The 19,716-nt window shown below is 48.1% G+C and carries 15 protein-coding genes; 12 read left to right on the forward strand and 3 right to left on the reverse strand.

Going from position 1 to position 19,716, the window contains the following annotated elements:
• Positions 1–23: 23 nt before the first annotated feature.
• The 5 genes from ACAN54_RS02305 to ACAN54_RS02325 all read left to right on the forward strand — a co-directional run bounded on the left by ACAN54_RS02305 (position 24) and on the right by ACAN54_RS02325 (position 5,440).
• Entirely contained in the window at positions 24–1,178 is a 1,155-nt protein-coding gene (locus tag ACAN54_RS02305) for an MFS transporter (protein ID WP_379154107.1), read from the forward strand.
• Between the two features lie 95 nt (positions 1,179–1,273).
• Complete coding sequence (locus tag ACAN54_RS02310; protein ID WP_379151936.1) at positions 1,274–1,999, forward strand: phosphonate ABC transporter ATP-binding protein; 726 nt, start codon at positions 1,274–1,276, stop codon at positions 1,997–1,999.
• A 27-nt stretch (positions 2,000–2,026) separates the two neighbouring features.
• Positions 2,027–3,325: a hypothetical protein gene (locus tag ACAN54_RS02315; RefSeq protein ID WP_379151939.1), complete on the forward strand. Its 1,299-nt coding sequence runs from the start codon at positions 2,027–2,029 to the stop codon at positions 3,323–3,325.
• Complete coding sequence (locus ACAN54_RS02320) at positions 3,318–4,016, forward strand: response regulator transcription factor (protein WP_379151942.1); 699 nt, start codon at positions 3,318–3,320, stop codon at positions 4,014–4,016. The genes ACAN54_RS02315 and ACAN54_RS02320 overlap by 8 nt, the downstream gene beginning before the upstream one ends.
• On the forward strand, positions 4,013–5,440 hold the full coding sequence (locus ACAN54_RS02325) for a sensor histidine kinase (RefSeq protein ID WP_379151945.1): 1,428 nt from the start codon (positions 4,013–4,015) through the stop codon (positions 5,438–5,440). Before ACAN54_RS02320 ends, ACAN54_RS02325 begins: the two co-directional genes overlap by 4 nt.
• 159 nt (positions 5,441–5,599) lie before the next feature.
• Here the strand turns inward: ACAN54_RS02325 and ACAN54_RS02330 are convergent, their stop codons facing one another.
• Positions 5,600–6,823 carry a glucose-1-phosphate adenylyltransferase gene (locus ACAN54_RS02330; RefSeq protein ID WP_379151948.1) on the reverse strand — a complete coding sequence of 408 codons (1,224 nt, stop codon included), beginning with the start codon at positions 6,821–6,823 and terminating at the stop codon, positions 5,600–5,602.
• 217 nt (positions 6,824–7,040) lie between these two features.
• Here ACAN54_RS02330 and glgB point away from each other — a divergent pair, with 217 nt between their 5' ends.
• Both glgB and glgA read left to right on the forward strand, forming a co-directional pair.
• The gene (glgB, locus tag ACAN54_RS02335) at positions 7,041–8,960 is read left to right on the forward strand and encodes a 1,4-alpha-glucan branching protein GlgB (protein ID WP_379151952.1); all 1,920 of its coding nucleotides are present in this window, start codon (positions 7,041–7,043) and stop codon (positions 8,958–8,960) included.
• 40 nt (positions 8,961–9,000) lie between these two features.
• On the forward strand, positions 9,001–10,425 hold the full coding sequence (gene glgA, locus ACAN54_RS02340) for a glycogen synthase GlgA (protein WP_379151955.1): 1,425 nt from the start codon (positions 9,001–9,003) through the stop codon (positions 10,423–10,425).
• Positions 10,426–10,530: 105 nt separating this feature from the next.
• Here the strand turns inward: glgA and ACAN54_RS02345 are convergent, their stop codons facing one another.
• The gene (locus tag ACAN54_RS02345; RefSeq protein ID WP_379151958.1) at positions 10,531–12,276 is read right to left on the reverse strand and encodes an alpha-glycosidase; all 1,746 of its coding nucleotides are present in this window, start codon (positions 12,274–12,276) and stop codon (positions 10,531–10,533) included.
• Between the two features lie 366 nt (positions 12,277–12,642).
• Here ACAN54_RS02345 and ACAN54_RS02350 point away from each other — a divergent pair, with 366 nt between their 5' ends.
• From ACAN54_RS02350 to ACAN54_RS02365, 4 genes are all read left to right on the forward strand, one after another.
• Positions 12,643–13,461 carry a transporter substrate-binding domain-containing protein gene (locus ACAN54_RS02350; protein WP_379151962.1) on the forward strand — a complete coding sequence of 273 codons (819 nt, stop codon included), beginning with the start codon at positions 12,643–12,645 and terminating at the stop codon, positions 13,459–13,461.
• Positions 13,462–13,601: 140 nt separating this feature from the next.
• On the forward strand, positions 13,602–14,261 hold the full coding sequence (locus ACAN54_RS02355) for an amino acid ABC transporter permease (protein ID WP_379151965.1): 660 nt from the start codon (positions 13,602–13,604) through the stop codon (positions 14,259–14,261).
• Positions 14,248–14,970, forward strand: coding sequence for an amino acid ABC transporter ATP-binding protein (locus ACAN54_RS02360; protein ID WP_379151967.1), 723 nt, complete (start codon positions 14,248–14,250; stop codon positions 14,968–14,970). The genes ACAN54_RS02355 and ACAN54_RS02360 overlap by 14 nt, the downstream gene beginning before the upstream one ends.
• Before the next feature lie 116 nt (positions 14,971–15,086).
• Positions 15,087–16,616, forward strand: coding sequence for a Ppx/GppA phosphatase family protein (locus ACAN54_RS02365; RefSeq protein WP_379151970.1), 1,530 nt, complete (start codon positions 15,087–15,089; stop codon positions 16,614–16,616).
• Here the strand turns inward: ACAN54_RS02365 and ppk1 are convergent.
• Positions 16,564–18,684 (reverse strand): polyphosphate kinase 1, encoded by a 2,121-nt coding sequence (gene ppk1, locus ACAN54_RS02370; protein WP_379154109.1) that lies wholly within the window; start codon positions 18,682–18,684, stop codon positions 16,564–16,566. The two genes, ACAN54_RS02365 and ppk1, sit on opposite strands and share 53 nt — an antisense overlap.
• A gap of 362 nt (positions 18,685–19,046) precedes the next feature.
• Between ppk1 and ACAN54_RS02375 the strand changes: the two genes are divergently transcribed.
• Positions 19,047–19,715, forward strand: a complete 669-nt coding sequence (locus tag ACAN54_RS02375) for a 3D domain-containing protein (RefSeq protein WP_379151973.1) — start codon at positions 19,047–19,049, stop codon at positions 19,713–19,715.
• Position 19,716: the final 1 nt, after the last annotated feature.

The raw sequence follows: 19,716 nt of genomic DNA on the forward strand, positions 1-19,716 counted from the left end.
TGTCAGACGTTCATTCAATATCTGTGAATCAGAGCAGCAAGCTCAATTACATCATTCTGATTACTGTTATCATTGCGGCTGGACTCAGCCAAGGCTTGTTGCTGCCGGTTTTATCCATTCTGCTGGAGCAAAAAGGGGTTTCATCCTCACTCAACGGATTGAACGCCGCTGCACTATACGTAGGTTCCTTCGCCATGACATTGGTAGCGGAACGGATTCTCAGCGCCATCGGATTCAAAAAGTTGATCGCAGCAGGCGTCAGTCTGGTCCTGGTGTCCCTCATTTGTTTTCCGCTACTGCCAGGTGTCAAGGCATGGTTTTTGCTGCGTCTGCTGGTGGGCATCGGAGATTCGGCGATCAATTATGCTGCCCAGCTCTGGGTGCTGTTAATGACGCCTGCTGCACACCGTGGACGAAATCTATCCCTTTATGGTATGTCTTACGGCCTGGGGTTCAGTCTGGGGCCGCTTGGCATAAGTCTGCTCCGTTTCGGGCAGGCGGCACCCTTTGCAGCGATTGCGCTCTTATTCCTGTGCGTACTAATCCTGGTGGCGCTGAAGCTTCCGGACTCTCATCCGGACAAAGTAGAGCACGGTGAAGGACAGGCCCGGCGGTTCGCCCGTAGCTACAGTCTGGCGTGGTATGCGCTGATCCCTGCTCTTTTATACGGATATATGGAAGCCAGCCTGAACAGTAACTTTCCGGTCTACGGATTACGAATCGGCTTCAGTACCAATCAGATTGCAGCGCTTCTTCCCTTTGCGGGGATTGGCGGATTGTTGCTTCAAATGCCTTTAGGCATATGGAGTGACCGTCACGGGCGGAAAAAAATACTGATTTTCTCAGGTGTGGGAGGGGGCTTGGCGTTCGCGCTACTGCCGCTTACAGGAGACCATTTCCTGTGGACACTGGCTGTGTTTATGATAGCAGGCGGACTTGTAGGCTCTTTTTTCTCACTCGGACTCAGCTATGCTGCTGATATCCTCCCGCGCAATTTACTGCCTGCCGCCAATGTAGTCTCTTCTTTTCATTATAGCTTCGGCAGTATTATTGGTCCGGGTATTGGCGGTTTGCTGCTGCAATTTGGCTGGGGCGGAGGCGTTTTTGTGCTCCTGGGTGCTTTATATATGGTGTTCGGCCTGGCAGGGTTATTATTCTCGCCACGGAAGCCGATTTGAGGTAAGATAAGAACGAGTGCTCGCATGGAATTTGATCCCGCTTTCAGAGTACACTATAGAGTAGAGTAGAGATGAAGACAGGGAGAGGCTGAACTATGATTACAGTTGAACATTTGGCCAAAGCAGTAGGGGATGACAAGGTTCCGGTACTGCAGGATATTGGCTTTCAATTAGAAGCAGGTGAATTTGTGGTTCTGCTGGGAGCCAGCGGAAGCGGCAAATCAACACTTCTGCGGTGCCTGGCGCTAAAGGAGAAATGGGACAGGGGAAACTTCAGGGTAGATGGAACGGATATTAAGAAAAGCCCCTTCGCCGGCAAACGCAAAATCAGCCGTGAGTGGGCTTATCTGGAACAGAATGCTGAGCTTAATCCGAACCGCACGGCTCTTAAGAATGTATTGATTGGACAGTCCTCACAGACACCGCTGTGGCGGATGGTTACAGGTATGGTGCGTTCAGATGATTATATGGGTGCAATGGACGAGCTGGATTTATTGGGCTTGCTCGACAAGGCGAAGATGAAGACCAGCCAGCTTAGCGGCGGGGAACGTCAGCGTGTGGCGATTGCCCGGGCACTGGTACATGGTGCAAAGGTTATTCTGGCAGATGAGCCGGTGACCGGTCTGGATCCCAAAACAGCGGAGAATGTGCTGGAGACGCTGCGCAAGCTGTGCAAGGAAACAGGACTTACCGTGATAACAGTAATCCCGATTGAGCTGGCGGAGCGGTATGCTACACGACTCTGGGTTCTGGAAGATGGAAGAATTAAATATGATGTCAAGGGCCGCCGGCTAACCTCTCAGGAGCGTGCCCATTTATAGCGGAATGAACCACGTAACCGGGAAAGAGTGATGAAGTTGAGTAGGCATATTATAAAGCGTCTGGCGGCGTTATCACTGTCACTGTCTTTATCTGTGATGTCAGGCTGCACTTTCATCAGTGATCCTGTTTCGCGGATGAAGGCACCGCAGCTGTCGGCTGACAAGGCGTCCTTGATGACAGCGATTAATTCGCTGAAGCCTGCCGGTTCCACGCTGATTCGTCCGGCGAATGACGATGATAGTTCTATTTTTACGGACGATCTCGACAAGGACGGTATCATGGAGACGCTGGTGTTCTATCTGACCAAGAACGAAACGGTACAGATTCACGGGATGATATTGGAGAAGCAGGATGAGGGCTGGGTGAAAGAGCTTGTGTTTGACGGAGATGGGATGGAGCTCGACTCTGTCGACATTCTGGATGTAACCGGCGACGGCAAATTGGATATCATAGCAGGATATTCGCGCGGTGAAGAAAAGGGCATGGTGGTATACCGTTATGGGGGCGGAGCTCTGGAGGAAGTACTGACACAGCCCTATACCAAATACTTACTGGATGATCTGAACGAAGATGGGATTGAAGACATCACGGTTGTGAATTTTAAGCGCAATGAATTTGCCACGATTACTACCTATCAGTACAGCGACGGATTCAAGGTTCTGGATGAGCTCGATGATCTGGACCCATATTTCAATAGTTATTACAATATTGTCTCAGGTAAAGTAGCTGAGCATAAAGAAGGTATTATTCTGGATGCGGCAGTGGATTCCCGCTCTGCATACTCAACCATGGTTGTTATGGAGAACAACAAGCTGCGGGTGGTCGTTCCGGGAGACGCACGCACGTTCAAGGAACGAAAGATTGTCAGTGAAGACATCAATGGTGACGGCATTTTGGAGATCGGCCTTCTTGAGCCGCCTAAGGGCTGGGAGTATTTCGACCCGCAGACCATCCCTTATTTTAATTCCTATTATAAATGGGATGGGAAGAACGGCCTTACGTTCTCCGACCAGCTGTATCAGGACCCTTCGGACCGCTTCACCATTAACATTTTACCGAAATGGTATGGGAAGGTGACGGTTGACACCAAGTCTGTTCAGGATAAATTTCTAAGATTTATTCTGCTGGATACCGGAGAGACGGTCGCTGAGGTTTCTTTCTTTACTCCTGCGGAATGGGAACGGGAGAAAAACGGCGGCTGGGAGCTGTTAGGAAGCGATCTGGACAAAATTATTGTTTACCGGGGAGAATTGGAACAGAGTACAAGCGGAGGAGACAACAATACAATCACCTCGCCTATTGAAAGGAAGGGAATCGATGAGTAAGGTATTAATCCTGGAGGATGAAGAATCCATCCGGAGTTTTATCGTGATCAATCTGAAGCGTAACGGGTTTGAGGTGCTGGAGGCAGCAGATGGTAACGAGGCGCTGCATAAGCTGACAACTGTGCCGGATATTGATATTGCCTTGCTGGATGTCATGGTGCCAGGCATCGACGGCTTTGAGGTGTGCAGAAGGATCAGGGAAACCAATGAGCGGCTTGGGATTATTTTTTTGACGGCTAAGGTACAGGAACAGGATAAAGTCTATGCCCTCTCGGTAGGAGCAGATGACCATGTCAGCAAACCGTTTAGTCCCACAGAGCTGATTGCCCGTATCCAGTCGCTGCTGCGCCGGGTTAATGTCCACCGTGAGCAATCCGCCAAGGTCTCCTTTCATTCCGGGCCGTTTACACTTGATCTGATCTCCAAGCAGTTCAAGCGCAGTGGAGAGGCCATCGAGCTGACACCGACGGAGTTTTCACTGGTTCAGTATTTTCTGGAGATGGAGAATACCCCGCTCAGCCGGGATTCGCTGCTCGATCATGTCTGGGGCAAGGAATATATGGGAGATCCCAAGATTGTTGATGTGAACATTCGCCGTCTGCGCCAGAAGATTGAGAATAATCCTTCGGAGCCGGAATATCTTCAGACCGTGTGGGGCCACGGTTATAAGTGGAAAGGCCAAGGACAATGATCAAGAAGGGGATGCGCAGACAGATTGTATTGCACTATATCTTTGTCGTCTTTGTGGCGCTTCTCCTCGTTGAGGTTATATTCCTGCTGGCCATCCGGACCTATTACTATGACAGTGTATACAGTAAAATCACCCTGCATATCGGGATGGCGGAGGATTTCCAGAAATATGAGATTTCCGGAGAGCATTCGCCTAACCAGCTGCAAAAGCTGCTTGATTTCTTTCAGATGGACTATACCGAGCTGCAGGTGCTGACACTGGATGGGAATATGCTGATCAGCTCCACTGGATTTCAGCCTGACCGCACGATTACGACGAGTGATGTGCCGGAGGCAGTGGGTGGAAGCTTCGGCCGCTGGGTTGGACGCCAGCCCGGAACGAACGAGAGTGTAATGGCGGTGTCCAAGATGGTGCATATTAACGGCCGCGAAACCTATGTGATCCGTTATGTTACCTCTATGGAGAGAATTGACAGTGATCTGCTGAACCTAACGCTGGTATCCATTGGAATTGGTGTGGCGGTTATGGCAATCGTGGTTTTGTTCAGCTTCGGTCTGGCGAATTCGATTGTGAAGCCGCTGAAGAATATTACTGCGGTCTCAGCCCAGATGGCCAAAGGAAAGTTCACGACGCGGATCAAAGGCGATTACAAATATGAAATTGGCGATTTGGCCTCAACACTGAATTATATGGCGGATGAAATTATCCGCAGCAATCAGATTAAGGATGATTTCATCTCCTCCATTTCGCATGAGCTGCGAACCCCGCTTACAAGCATTAAGGGCTGGAGCGAAACGCTTATTTCAGGTGGATATGATCCCGAGGAAACCAAGCTGGGCATGGGTATCATCTCCAAAGAAAGTGACCGGTTGATCGGGCTTGTGGAAGAGATTCTCGATTTCTCCAAGCTGCAGCAGAATGAGATGAAGCTGTCCATGGGCCGTGTAGATATCAAAGTGCTGCTTCAGGAGACGATTCTGAATATTTGGGCCAAAGCAGAAAAGAAACGGATTCATCTGTTGTTGGAATGTGAAGAGACATTTTATATCAGAGCGGATGCTAACCGGTTGAAGCAGGTATTCTTGAACTTGGTCGATAACGCTGTGAAGTTTTCTCCTGAAGATTCGAGCATAGTTTTGTCTGCACACCGTCTGAGCTCCAGTGAACTGGCAGTTGTGGTTCGTGACAGCGGTATAGGGATCAGTGAGGCACATCTTGGCAGAGTACGCGACCGGTTCTTCCAGGTAGATGCATTGAATGGCGGTACAGGTCTGGGCCTTGCCATTTCGCAGCAAATTGTGGAGCTTCATGGCGGCAAGCTGGAAATGGACAGTGAACTTGGCAAGGGAACGCAGGTAACTGTAATTTTGCCAATGGCGGAAGATCAGCCTTCCACGGGTTCACCAGCCATTGAACTGCTATGAATTAAATAGGGTAATAACAAAAGGGATGCGGCAACTGCAGGTGACAGTTGCCGCATCCCTTTTAATAATTATTATAAGGCTTAAACGAAAGTAGGCTCTTTAAAAGTAAAGTAAACCGTTTCAATGGTTATGTCTAACGGGGATGAACTTGCATAAGAATTAAGATGGAAGTCCTTCGGCACGCAGACGGCCTGTTTTTTCGTATACCTCCTGCAAAAGACGGGAAGGCTGGGTTTTGATGACCGGTTTGGCCGCCACAATCTCATTCGGTCCAACAACCACAATGTTGTCGGGGCTGCCTTTAATCACTGCACCATCTTTAATTACCGCGCCTTCACCAATAATGGCATTCTCAATCCATACGCTTCGACCGATTTTCACACCCGGCATAATAACGCTCTGTTTAACCAGGCTTAGCTTGCCGATTTCAACCCCACCAAAAACAACCGACCGATTCAAACTGCCTTCCAGCAGACAGGTCTCGTTCACCAGACTTTCAGTGGCTGGCATCTGAAGGCGTGGTTTATGTGGAGCTGCTTTTGTTCGGCGGGCACGGCTGTACATCGGCCAATGGGAATTATCGAGTTTGAAGCCGTTATCTTCATGAAGCAGGTCCATATGAGCTTCCCACAAGCTGTCAACTGTACCCACATCTCTCCAGTAACCTTTGAAACGGTAAGCGAACAGATCATCATTGCCATCAAGCATCATTGGAATGACATCCTTGCCAAAATCATGACTGGAGGCCGGATTAGCTGCATCAAGAAGCAAATGTTCTTTCAGGTATTTCCACTCGAATAAGTAGATCCCCATCGAAGCAAGGTTACTCTGTGGAACCTTTGGTTTTTCCGCAAACTCGGAGATCTTAAGATCCTCATTTACGTTCAGTACTCCGAATCTGCTGGCCTCATCCCATGGAACCTCCATGACTGAAATGGTGGCTTTTGCTGATTTTTCGACATGATAATCCAGCATTTTCTTGTAATTCATATGGTAAATATGATCTGCCGACAGAATTAAGACATGCTCCGGACTGTGGCTGTCAATAAAATCAATATTTTTATAAATAGCATCAGCTGTTCCTGTGTAGCTGTCTCTGCCTTCAACGCCGGAAGGAAGCAGCTTTACACCTTTGTTAGACTGGGTATGGAGCCCCCATGGCTCACCCGCTCCGATATGATTGTGCAAGGAATTAGCTTCATATTGTGTCAGTACCCCAATAGTATCAATATCAGAATTCACACAATTGCTGAGGGGAAAGTCAATGATTCTATACTGTCCGCCGAAAGGGACTGCAGGCTTAGCCATGGTGGTAGTCAAGGGAGCCAGTCTGCGGCCTTCCCCGCCTGCCAGAAGCATGGCGATACATTCTTTTTTACTCATTTGTTATCCCTCCCATTTTTTTGTCAATGCTTGTAATATACACGCAGAGCAAGCACTTGAAACGCATAGGTGAAATATATTGCCGTACTTCTGCAAAAATTACATAAATAATTTTCTTGATACAAAATATAGTGAACTTCTGGCCTAAATCATTTTCAAAACAGGTACATTCGGGTAATGTTAAAGGTGCATCCTATTCTTAGAAGGTGGTGATGATTTGGCCAATAATTCAGCAACAGTTAACCTCCCGTCATCCGATGATATTTATTTGTTCCATGAGGGCACGAATTATCGCAGCTATTCGATGCTGGGCGCGCACATTGCCGCTGAAGAAGGAATACCGGGCGTACGCTTTACCGTGTGGGCTCCTCATGCGACATATGTAGGATTGGCTGGTAATCATAACGGCTGGGATGGAACCGAAGACGTGGACTCGTTATTTAAGATACCCGATTCAGGATTTTGGAGTCGTTTTTTTCCGGAGATGAAAGCGGGAACTTTTTACAAATACAGGATTGTCGCTTCAGACGGGTCAAGCTTCCTCAAAGCAGACCCCTATGCCTTCCAAGCAGAAGTGCGTCCAGCTACAGCATCCATTGTTGCAGAATTGGGTGGGTACTCCTGGGGAGACGCTGCTTGGCGGCGGCGGAGTAAGGCGCCTTATCAGACACCGCTGAATATTTACGAAATGCATTTTGGAACCTGGCGCCAGAAGGAAGACGGTGAGCTGTACACATATCGCGAGATGAGCGAGCTGTTAATTCCTTATTTGGTGGAAATGAATTATACCCATGTAGAGTTCATGCCTCTGGCTGAACATCCATATGATCTGTCCTGGGGATATCAGGGCACAGGATATTTTGCTGCGACCAGCCGTTATGGGGAACCGCAGGATCTGATGTTTCTCATTGACCAGCTGCATCAGGCAGGAATTGGTGTACTGCTGGACTGGGTTCCTGCTCATTTTGCCAAAGATGCCCACGGCCTTAGAATGTTCGACGGGTCACCGCTGTTTGAATATGCTGATCCGATGCTGGCAGAGAAGCCAGGTTGGGGCACACTTTCTTTTGATTTCAGCAAACCTGAAATTTCATCTTTTCTGATATCGAATGCTTTGTTCTGGTTCGAGATGTACCATATTGACGGGATGCGTGTTGATGCAGTCACCAGTATGCTCAGACTTGATTTCGAAAAGAAAAATCATGAGTATCGCAGAAATGAAAACGGCGGACTGGAGAATCTGGATGCCATCCGGTTTATTCAACAGCTCAACAAGACCATATTCCAGTATTATCCGAAAGCATTGATGATGGCAGAGGAGTCCAGCGCCTGGCCGGGGGTTACCGCTCCGGTGCATGAGGGAGGTCTGGGCTTCAACTACAAATGGAACATGGGCTGGATGAATGACACACTGGGCTACATAGAACATGATTTCGGGGCGAGACCCTATTATCATAATTTGTTGACCTTTCCCATCTGTTATGCCTATGCCGAGAATTATACGCTCCCTCTGTCCCACGACGAGGTGGTGCATGGCAAGAAGTCTCTGCTGGATAAAATGCCAGGAACGTATGAGCAGAAATTCGCAGGTCTTCGCCTGCTCCTGGGTTACCACATCAGTCATCCGGGTAAAAAACTGCTGTTCATGGGTGGAGAATTCGGCCAATTCATCGAATGGAAGGATCAGGATCAGCTCGACTGGTTGCTGCTGGATTATGACAGCCACCGCCGCATGCTGGCCTTCACGGCTGCACTTAATAAGCTCTATGTTACCGAGAGGGCACTATGGGAGCTGGATCATGACATGGAAGGGTATCAATGGATTGATGCCGACGACAGCAGCCAGAGCATTGTTTCCTATATTCGCCGTGGTAAAAAGCCGGTTGATACCTTGCTGATTATTATCAACTTTCAACCGGTGGAGCGGCAATTGTACCGGATTGGAGTTCCGCGTCCTGGTACGTATGAAGAGCTGTTCAGCTCGGAGAATACGGAATTCGGGGGAAGCGGTGTGCACAATGGTCCGATGAAAAGCACCAAACACGAATGGCACAATCAGGTGAACAGCATCGAATTAACCATTCCTCCGCTCAGTTTCCTGGTACTCAAGAAAGCAGGCAGGAAATCAATAAAATAATAGGGTTCGCAGCTCATACACAAAAGGGGGATATCGAAATATGAAGGTTTTATTCGCTGCAGCCGAAGCGCATCCGTTTATCAAAACGGGAGGGCTGGCCGATGTCATAGGAGCGTTGCCCAAAGCACTGAAGAGTGCGGGAGTGGATGTCCGTGTGATTTTGCCTAAATACCGGGGGATTCCGGAGAAATTTGTTTCACAAATGGAACATGTGGCTGAATTGAGCGTACCGATCGGCTGGCGCAATCAATATTGTGGTATTGAACGGTTGATATATGATGGCATTCCAATATATTTTGTGGATAACGAATATTATTTTGGGCGGGACGGCATTTACGGCTATATGGATGATGGTGAACGTTTTGCCTACTTTAACCGCGCAGTTCTGGAGTGCCTTGAAATCATTGATTTTCAGCCGGATGTGCTGCATTGTCATGACTGGCATGCTGCTGTGATTCCGATGCTGCTCCAGGGTCATTACCGCCACAATCCGTTCTACAAGGATATTCGTACAGTGTTTACCATTCATAATCTGCTATATCAAGGGGTATTCCCTTATTCGGTGCTTGGTGAATTACTGGGTCTTGATGATAGCTACTTCCTCGGGGTTGAGTATTACGGGAACGTGAATTATATGAAAGCAGGGATTGTCTACAGCGATCATATCACTACGGTCAGTCCGACTTATTCTGAAGAAATCCGCACTGCGTATTATGGATATGGACTGGATGGACTGCTCAACTCACGGGCAGACAGCCTCAGCGGAATCGTCAACGGCATTGACACCAAGATCTATAATCCGGCCAGTGATCCGCAAATATACACCCGGTATCGTTCCAATCTAGCCAAAAAAGCCGAAAATAAGCTCGCCTTGCAGCAGGAGCTGGGACTTCCGGTAGCGCCCTATATTCCGATGGTTGCGATGGTTACCCGCTTGGTCGACTCCAAAGGTCTGGATCTCCTAACCCGGGTAATGGATGAGCTGCTCTATTATGATGATATCCAGTTCGTACTGCTGGGTACAGGGGATGAAGTCTATGAACGCTGGTTCCGTGAAGCACAGTGGCGTTATCCGACCAAGCTGTCCTCACAAATCCTGTTCAATGATGCATTGTCCCGCAAAATCTATGCGGCAAGCGACCTGTTCCTCATGCCTTCCAAGTTCGAGCCTTGCGGAATCGGCCAATTGCTGGCCCTGCGATATGGAAGTATTCCAGTAGTCCGCGAGACAGGCGGGTTGAACGACACGGTACATGCATACAATGAAGACACGGGAGAAGGCAACGGATTCACCTTCAAAGATTACAACGCTCATGACATGATGTACACCATCCGCCGGGCGGTATCGTTCTATCAGAAACCGGAGCACTGGAAAAAAGTGACGAAAAACGCTTTTGCCGGTGACTATAGCTGGAATGTATCGGCTCAGCAGTATATTGATATTTATAACCGTATTCTGGAGTAGATCAGAAGCAACTTATAGTAAAAAGGACGTTTTGCAGATCTTATTGATCTTTGCAAAACGTCCTTTGTTTGTTACGGGAAGGGTTTCGGTGACGATTCTAAATAATTAACTCAAGTTCCGGCTGAGAATCCGGTATCCGTATGGATCGAGCGAGATATGCATCATCCCATCTTCCGGGGCGACCGGCTCGCCGGTGAGCGCATCCTGCCAGTCGTCGGTTTCCATAGGATGGCTAAGAACACGGGATTCCGGAGAATTATTCATCCATACGGTAAAATGAATGACATCATCCGAGCGTTCATAGACGATACAGGAGTCATTCTCACACGCCTGCAAAATGCGGAAACGGCCTTCACGCAGCGCCTTGTTCGTTTTACGAAGGGTAATCATCATCCGGTAAAAGTCATACAGTTCACGGTCCTGCTTATTTGGATCCCATTCCATGCATTTACGGCAGTCCGGGTCCTCGTTACCGGTAAGGCCGATTTCGTCGCCATAATAGATGCAGGGAGTACCCATAAAAGTAAAAAGAAATACAACAGCCAGCTTAAGTCTCCGCTTGTCTTCGTTTAATACGGTCAAGAGCCGGGGAGTATCATGGCTGCCGAGCAGGTTGAAGACTACTTCATTCGTCTGCTGCGGATAACGCATTAACAGGGCCCCTATCCTGTGACCAAAAGTAATACCATCCATCCCCCCATTGAAGAACTCCAGTACCGTACCCGAAAATGGATAATTCATAACGGAATCAAACTGGTCGCCAAGCAGCCAGGTTAGCGAGTCGCTCCATACTTCGCCCACAATATAAGCTTCCGGGTTGGCTGCTTTAACGACCTTACGGAAATCGCGCCAGAAATGGTGATCCACTTCATTGGCCACATCCAGCCGCCAGCCATCCACCTTTATTTCCTTGATCCAATATTCAGCCACTTCGAGTAGATAGGTCTTCACTTCGTGATTGGCGGTATTAAATTTCGGCATGTTGCCAAAAAAACCGAAAGTGTCATACGTGGGAATACCGTCGACAGTTTCGGCCGGGAAGGAGTTCAGGTGGAACCAATCTTTGTATACCGAATACTCCCCCTTCTCCAGAACATCCTGAAACGGCGGGAACTTGTCACTGCAGTGGTTGAAGACAGCATCTAACATGACGCGGATACCCCTTTGGTGACATTCCTCAACTACGGTTTTGAGCAGCTCATTATCGCCGAAATGGGGATCAACCTTCTTATAATCGACGATGTCATATTTGTGGTTGGAGGGGGAGACGAAGAGGGGGGTGAAGTAGACCGCATTGATCCCGAGCTCCTGCAGATCATCTAGATGATCCAGCACCCCTTGCAGATCTCCACCAAAAAAATTATTCAGTTTCGGCGTTCCGCCCCATGATTCTGTACCCTCTGGATCATTCGAAGGATCACCGTTGGCGAACCGTTCCGTCATAATCTGGTAGAACACCGCATCTTTGGCCCATTTTGGAACCTGAAACAGATCGATTTGGTGTATGTAGGGGAACTCATAGAAGTGATTGGGCGGTTGCGGGCATTCCGAGCGGACCCCATTGTCAAGCAAATATACATTTTCGCTGCCTTTACTCACACGGAAAGTGTAGCTGAGACGTTTATATTTAGGCCGTACCGCCGCTTCCCAGTAATCGAACATATCGTCCGAGGCCGCTTTTTCCATCATGATATCGTAAGAAGTAGCTTTCCAGTTGTATTTGTCCCCGGTAAGCGCGACTACACAGTCCACATCATCACGCTTGGTGCGAACACGCAGATGTATAGTCTTTGCATCGTAGGCATAAGCCCACTTGTCGCGGGGAACATGGTACATAGCCTCAACCAGCATGATTGCACCTCCTAAAAGTTTTATGGAGCCTAATGCTTTGTGAGCATAACATTGATCTAACGAATAGAATTTGCTTAACTAGCATAAGTTTAAGGTCGTAGGCTATGAAGTTAATACCACCCGCAGAGTCTGCATGAACCATTCCGGTTATTCCGGGAGCAATTGGAGATAGTACATAGTATATACTTCTTTTAACAGCATGTGCAAAATGGCGGGAAGACCAAGCGCTGCTGCTCTTTTTTTTCTGTACAATTTACAAGCATTGTCACAAATTTGTCTTTGCATATTCATGCGTAGTGATTTATAATAAATCGGTCAATGGGACAGCTAAGAGAAAACTTAAAGAGAATAGGGGAGATACAGAGTATGAATAAATGGGGCAAACTTTCACTCGGAATGCTGCTGGTAGCAGGTCTGATGACCGGCTGCGGCAACAATAACAAAGACAATAATGCAACTACTGGCAATAGTGCGAATGCAGGTAATAGTGCTGCTGCCAAGACACTTACCCTAGGAACCAGTGCGGACTTTCCTCCATATGAATTCCATAAAGTAGTGGATGGCAAAGATACCATCGTTGGTTTTGATATCGAGATCGCTAAGGATATTGCGGCTGATATGGGTGCGGAGCTGGTAATCAAGGATCTGTCCTTCGATTCCCTCCTTAATGAACTGTCCAGCGGCAGAATAGACATGGTTATCTCCGGACTCAGTCCAACCCCTGAGCGTGCCAAGGCAGTAGGGCTGTCTGATATTTATTATAAAGCAGAGCAGGCAGTGGTTGTGCGGGATACCGACAAAGACAAATTCGCGACCATGGATTCCCTGAAAGGCATCAAGCTGGGGGTACAGACCGGATCCATCCAGGAAGACATCGCCAAAGGCATTGAAGGCGCACAACTGACTTCCTTGAGTAAAATTTCCGAAATCGTGCTGCAGCTGCAATCTAACCGTGTGGATGCATCCATTATGGAAGGGCCTGTTGCTGAAGCTTTCGTGAAGAATGTTAAAGGCCTGGCCATTACTGCCGCCAAACCAGTGGTTGAAGATGATGGTTATGTTATTGGCGTTAAAAAAGGAAACGACGAGCTTCTGAAACAAATTAACACCACACTGACCCGGTTGAAATCTGAAGGCAAGATTGACAAGTATGTTGCTGCTGCCAGCGACCTTGCCGTGAAATAATGTTTTGGGCTGTTTTAGAAGGGTAACATTAGCCGCCCCTGCAGGTTTCTGCGGGGGAAGGTTTAATAATTAGAGTGGAGATGAAAATGGCGGTGATCCGCTGTTTTCTATTTTTTTGCAGACAGGAGGTTATGCCAAAAATGAATGTATTCGATATGGCTTATGAGTACCGCAATTTTTTTCTTTCCGGTTTGAAGTACACACTGCTGCTGGCTGTGCTGGGGGTATTCTTCGGTTTTGTGCTTGGTATTGTAGTTTCCTTGTTACGTATGTCCAAATGGTGGATCCTGCGTTTCATTGCGACAGCATGGGTCGAATTCTTGCGTGGTACACCAATGCTGGTTCAGCTGTTTTTGATCCATTACGGGCTACCAGAGTTTGGCATTGAGTTTTCGCCGATACAATCCGGAGCCATAACATTGACCATTAACAGCTCCGCTTATCTGGCTGAGATTTTCCGTGCCGGCATACAGGGAGTAGACCGTGGACAAGTTGAAGCGGCCCGTTCGCTCGGGATGCGGCAAGGGATGACGATGCGGTATATTGTCTTGCCCCAGGCCATCAAGAATGTGCTGCCTGCAATCGGCAATGAGTTCATCACGATTATTAAGGAATCTTCCATTGTTTCAATGATAGGGGTCGCCGATCTGCTGTTTGAAGCGAGATCCGTTACGACTATAAGCTATGAAGGACTGAGTCCTTTGCTGGTAATTGCTGCGATGTACTTTATTCTGACATTTACGTTGTCTAAGATCCTTGGTTTATTGGAAAGGAGGTTAAGAACAGGTGATCACCGTTAAGAACCTGCAAAAAAGCTTCGGCAAGCTGGAAATCCTGAAGGGCATTGACCTGCAGATTCAAAAAGGGGAGGTCGTCGTCGTTATCGGCCCTAGCGGATCGGGCAAAAGCACCTTTTTACGCTGTCTGAATCTGCTGGAGCAGCCTACAGGCGGAGAAATCACCTTTGAAGGTGAATCGATTACGGATAAGAAACATGATATCAATGTGACCCGGGAAAAAATGGGTATGGTCTTTCAGCAGTTTAACCTGTTTCCGCACAAAACCGTGCTGCAGAATATTATGCTGGCTCCCGTAAAAGTGAGAAAGCAATCCGCTTCAGAAGCGGAAAAAATTGCTACTGAACTGCTGCGCACTGTGGGTCTTGCAGACAAACGCGATGCTTACCCGTCCCAGCTATCCGGTGGACAAAAGCAGCGGATTGCCATCGCGCGGGCACTCGCCATGCAGCCGCATGTGATGCTGTTCGACGAGCCGACCTCGGCACTTGATCCTGAGATGGTCGGTGAGGTTCTGGAAGTCATGAAGAAGCTGGCTGAAGATGGCATGACCATGGTAATCGTTACCCATGAAATGGGTTTTGCCCGCGAAGTAGGTGACCGTATCTTGTTCATGGACGGCGGAGTGATTGTGGAAGAAGGCGAGCCGTCACAAGTATTCGGCAATCCGCAGCATGACCGGACGAAGGATTTCCTGAGTAAAGTCCTATAGTACAGCACCACACGGCCCCGGAACTCTATCCGGCGGCCGTTTATTTTTGGTTCGCGGCGGAATGGGTGATATAGTATACATAAATGGCCAATCAACTTGAAAAGGAGTACATACAGATGAGAGATGATCTTTGCCGGATTGGCATTATTGATATTGGTTCTAACTCCATTCGCCTCGTGATCTATGATACGACGCAGGAAGGAGGCTACAAAATCATCAAAGAGTGCAAGTACTCCGCGCGTCTGAGTGAAAAAATCACTAAGGACGGCAGGCTGGAGCGCAAGGACATGGATACCATTGTGCCTGTCCTCCACCAATTCAAGGAGATTTGCAGCGCTTTTGAAGTCGATAAAATCCGTGCCGGCGCCACTGCAGCTATTCGCAACGCGGCAAATTCTGAAGAAATTATCTCCTACCTTTCGGAGGCAACGGGGATTCAAATTGAAGTAGTCAGCGGACATCAGGAGGCTTATTTCGGATTTTTGGGTGTTATTAATGCCTTTGATGTTCAGGATGGCTTTGTCATTGACATCGGAGGCGGAAGCACGGAGATCACCCTATTCCGGGAACGTCGTTATCAGCATAGTATTTCTTTTCCGTTTGGAGCGGTCAATACCAATCTGATGTTTAGCCATAATGGCAATTGGAACGGAGAGCAGGTACGTAAACTTCAGGCCTATGTAACCGGGAGATTGGTGGAACATGACTGGTTGAACAGCGGTCCGGGTCTTCCGCTGTATGGACTTGGAGGAACCCTGCGTTCTCTGGGGAAGCTGGACCAGAAGATGCAGGATTATTCTCTTCCGAATTCCCACGGCTATACGTTGTCCAGTGAGACCATAGATCAATTTATGGAGACGCTGCCCTCCATTCCATATGAGAAGCGTAAGGATTTGGACGGACTGTCCAAGAGCCGGGGGGATATTATCGTCTCGGGGCTGATTATTTTCCACACGGTTTTCCATTATATTGGTGCCAGCCAGGCATTGATCAGTGGAGAAGGACTTCGTGAAGGGATGCTGCATGACCTGCTCGAACCGGAGCAGCCTGTGCGTGAGAGTGCGCTGGAATTCAGTCTCAATACGATCATTCGTTTTGATATCCGAACATCGAAACGGCATCTGGATCACATCTACAAGCTGGCTCTAAGCCTCTTTGACGCTTTTAGTGCAGAAGGGGAACGGGATGAGCAACGGATGCTGATCTACGTCTCAATCATGCTGCATCGGACGGGTTCCAATATCAACTATTATCAATCCAAGCGGCATACACGTTACTGGCTGATGAACTCTCCGATCCGCGGATTAACGCACCGTCAATTGATTCTGGGAGCCTTGATAGCTTCCTACAGCACAAAAAGCCGGAAGCAGAAATTGTCCCTGATCCACAAGGACATTTTGCTGGCTTCCGACGAGGAGTGGATTCATAAGCTTGGCGCACTCGTCCAGTTAAGCATTGCACTGGATAGTACTGAGATTGGTATTGTAAGCGGACTAGAAGCCCGCCTCCACGGCAATACGCTTGATCTGGAACTGCAGGGAGCGGGCGAGCTTCTGATCGGATTAGAGGACATTGAGAATGCCCTCAAAACGTTCAGGAATGTTTGGGGATTGAAGGTAAAACTCGGCTTCCCTTCCAACGCGTAACATCCATAGCGGCGAACTGGCTCCGGAAAGGGGCCTTTTTGTCGTCTGCACGCTCGTAATACCCATTCGGCTGCAGGAAACTGGACTTTACATTATCCTTAAGCGTCAGATCTAGGATCTTGACAATTTGTTTACGGATTTGGTTGTCTTTTACCGGACACATCAGCTCAATACGCCGGGTTAGATTGCGTGTCATCCAATCAGCACTAGACAAGTAGACCTCAGGGCTGCCACCGTTCTCGAAGTAATAGATCCGGGAATGTTCCAGGAAACGGTCCACGATGCTGCGTACCGTAATGCGTTCGCTAAGGCCTTCAATCCCTGGACGCAGGCAGCATACCCCGCGCACAATCAGATCAATCGGTACACCAGCCTGGGCTGCGCTGTACAGATTATCAATAACCTCTTGATTGGAGAGGGAATTCATTTTGGCAATGATCCGGGATGGCCGTCCGGCGGCGGCATGCTCAGCTTCGCGCAGAATCAGTTTTTGCAGCGAAAGGCTCATATTGGTCGGTGCGACGATGAAGGAATTCCAGTCATAATTGGCGGAATAACCTGTCATCTGGTTGAAAAGCTCGGAAGCATCCAGACCGATCTCGTTGTTGGCAGTGAACAAACTGAGGTCTGTGTAAGCTTTAGCTGTGCTGTCATTATAGTTCCCTGTTCCGACATGAACATAACGGCGCAGTTCCAGCCCTTCCTGGCGGACAATCAGCGTAATCTTGGCATGGGTCTTGAGTCCAACCAGCCCGTATACCACATGGCAGCCCGATTGCTCAAGCTTGCGCGCCCAGGCGATATTGCGCTCTTCGTCGAAACGTGCCTTCAGCTCTACAACTACAGTGACCTGTTTACCCGACTCCGCGGCATTGGCCAGTGCTGTTATGAGTGGAGAGTTACCGCTGACGCGGTACAACGTCATTTTGATGGCCATGACCTGCTCGTCCTCTGAAGCCTGAATAATAAAATCGGTCATGGCATCAAAGGATTCATAAGGGTGATACACTAATACATCGCGTTCCCGGAGCACCTCAAAGAAATCCTCGTTCTCATCGAATTCAGCAGGATAGAGCGGTTCGATAGGAGCATCATGCAGATAGCTGAATCCCTTTAGGCTGCCGGCAAAGCCGCGCAGGAATCCTAGGTCCAGCGGGCCTTCAACCTCAAACACGAAATCTTCAAGCTCGAATTCAGCCTGCAGCTGCTCCAGTGCATAAGGGTGAATCCCTTTTTGAACCTCCAGACGGGCGGGGACACCTCTCCGACGTTTGCGAAGCTCTTTTTCTATCTCTTCCAGCAGGTCTTCCGCACCTTCTTCATCAATGGTGAGGTCAGAATTACGTGTTAAGCGGAATTCACTAACAGCCACGGGATCATAACCGCTGAACAAAGTCTGGATATGATGACGGATAACATCTTCAATAAATACAAACTGCCGTTTCTTGCTGTTGGAACGGTGGGGAAGGGGAATACATCTTGGCAGATTGGAAGGAATCTGCAGAATTGCAAAGTAAGGGTCCTCTTCCAGACTATCCTTCCGCGTCAGCACAACCGCAAGATAGATGAACTGGCTGTGAACGAGAGGGAATGGGCGGCTCTGGTCAACAGCCATTGGCGTCAGTACGGGGAAAATAATATCCCGGTAATATTGTTCAATCGAGAGCTCCTGAGCCTGTGTCAGGTCCTCGTAATTTACAAACACGATACCTTCCTTATGCAGACTGCGGGAGATATCCCGGAATGTCCTGTATTGGTCGGCAACGATCTTAGTAACCCGTTTGATAAGACGCTTATAAAGGCCGGAAGGGGTGTAACCGGTAAAATCTTTTTTGGTATAGCCTGCCCGGATCTGATCTTGAATCCCCGCAACTCGGACACTGATGAATTCATCCAGATTACTGGAGACAATCGCCAAGAACTTGGCCCGCTCCATTAGAGGGTTATCTGCATCCTGTGCTTCCTGAAGTACGCGCCGGTTAAATTCGATCCAGCTTAAATCACGGTTCAGATAGGCTGTAGCCGGGCTGGTATGGATGTTTTTTTTCTCTTCTGTATTCACGTTCATAGACCCTCCAAGTGCTTCAATGTCTTTATCTTCTCTCATTCTACTATTTGCCAAAGAGAGAAATGTTAAATCTGTGTAAAATTTATGCGAAAATGTTCAGGAGATGCAACAAAACAATGAATTTTGGGATGCTTTTATTAAATTAATATTAATTTTAAATCAAATGATAACGCTTCAAAATTCCATTTCTGTAAAAGTGGTAACAATTTCATAAGCATTGGTTACAAAATTGTGATATATTAATATCTGTTAGTTTTACAAACACCAGGGCATAAGCAAACATACATACGTCCGGAGTTATTTTGAAGCAGCGTGAACGGGATTTCCCGGATCTGACTGCGCCACTAATGAAGGAGGAACTCATGAAGATCAAATTCAGAGCCGTTGCAGCTCTCGCTGCAGCCTTAAGTATCAGCACACTGATTCAAGCCGCACCCGTCCAGGCAGACAGTATACATATCGCAGGTAATACTACTACCTATTATACTCTATCTAATCATTACGGTATAAGCATGGATAAGATAATGGAGGCTAACCCCAATATTTCAGCGGGTAATATTTACCCTGGCCTCAGGCTATCGATCCCCGGCATTCTCAAAGCACAGAATGTTGCAGTTGCTGAACCCATAACTAAAGAATCCACAGGGACTTCACTTTTAAGTGTGGAGCCGCAGACGAATACTGTTCAAGCTTGGGGCAAAGTCTACAGCTACGGTAAAGTACTTCAGGTAAAAGCAACGGCATATTCTTCTGCAATCAGCGAGAATGGCAAATGGGGTGCCGTTGACTACTTTGGCAATCCGCTGAAGCTGGGCACGATCGCTGTGGATCCAAGCGTGATCCCGCTGGGAACCAAAGTCTTAGTAACCGGATATTCTCATCCTGGGTTACCTAAACAGGCATTTCTTGCCACTGCAACCGACATGGGAAGCGCGATCAAAGGGAATCGGATAGATATCTTTATCCCGGGCAGTCAAAGCTTTGTCGCAGATTTCGGTTTCCAATATGTGCAGCTCTATATGATTGAATAGA

Source organism: Paenibacillus diazotrophicus (assembly GCF_042610465.1).

Coding starts and splice junctions, on each gene's coding strand:
- ACAN54_RS02365 (WP_379151970.1), top strand. CDS start 15,087: ATGAGAGATGATCTTTGCCGGATTGGCATTATTGATATTGGTTCTAAC.
- ACAN54_RS02375 (WP_379151973.1), top strand. CDS start 19,047: ATGAAGATCAAATTCAGAGCCGTTGCAGCTCTCGCTGCAGCCTTAAGT.
- ACAN54_RS02355 (WP_379151965.1), top strand. CDS start 13,602: ATGAATGTATTCGATATGGCTTATGAGTACCGCAATTTTTTTCTTTCC.
- glgA (WP_379151955.1), top strand. CDS start 9,001: ATGAAGGTTTTATTCGCTGCAGCCGAAGCGCATCCGTTTATCAAAACG.
- ppk1 (WP_379154109.1), bottom strand. CDS start 18,684: ATGAACGTGAATACAGAAGAGAAAAAAAACATCCATACCAGCCCGGCT.
- ACAN54_RS02350 (WP_379151962.1), top strand. CDS start 12,643: ATGAATAAATGGGGCAAACTTTCACTCGGAATGCTGCTGGTAGCAGGT.
- ACAN54_RS02325 (WP_379151945.1), top strand. CDS start 4,013: ATGATCAAGAAGGGGATGCGCAGACAGATTGTATTGCACTATATCTTT.
- ACAN54_RS02310 (WP_379151936.1), top strand. CDS start 1,274: ATGATTACAGTTGAACATTTGGCCAAAGCAGTAGGGGATGACAAGGTT.
- ACAN54_RS02345 (WP_379151958.1), bottom strand. CDS start 12,276: ATGCTGGTTGAGGCTATGTACCATGTTCCCCGCGACAAGTGGGCTTAT.
- ACAN54_RS02320 (WP_379151942.1), top strand. CDS start 3,318: ATGAGTAAGGTATTAATCCTGGAGGATGAAGAATCCATCCGGAGTTTT.
- ACAN54_RS02330 (WP_379151948.1), bottom strand. CDS start 6,823: ATGAGTAAAAAAGAATGTATCGCCATGCTTCTGGCAGGCGGGGAAGGC.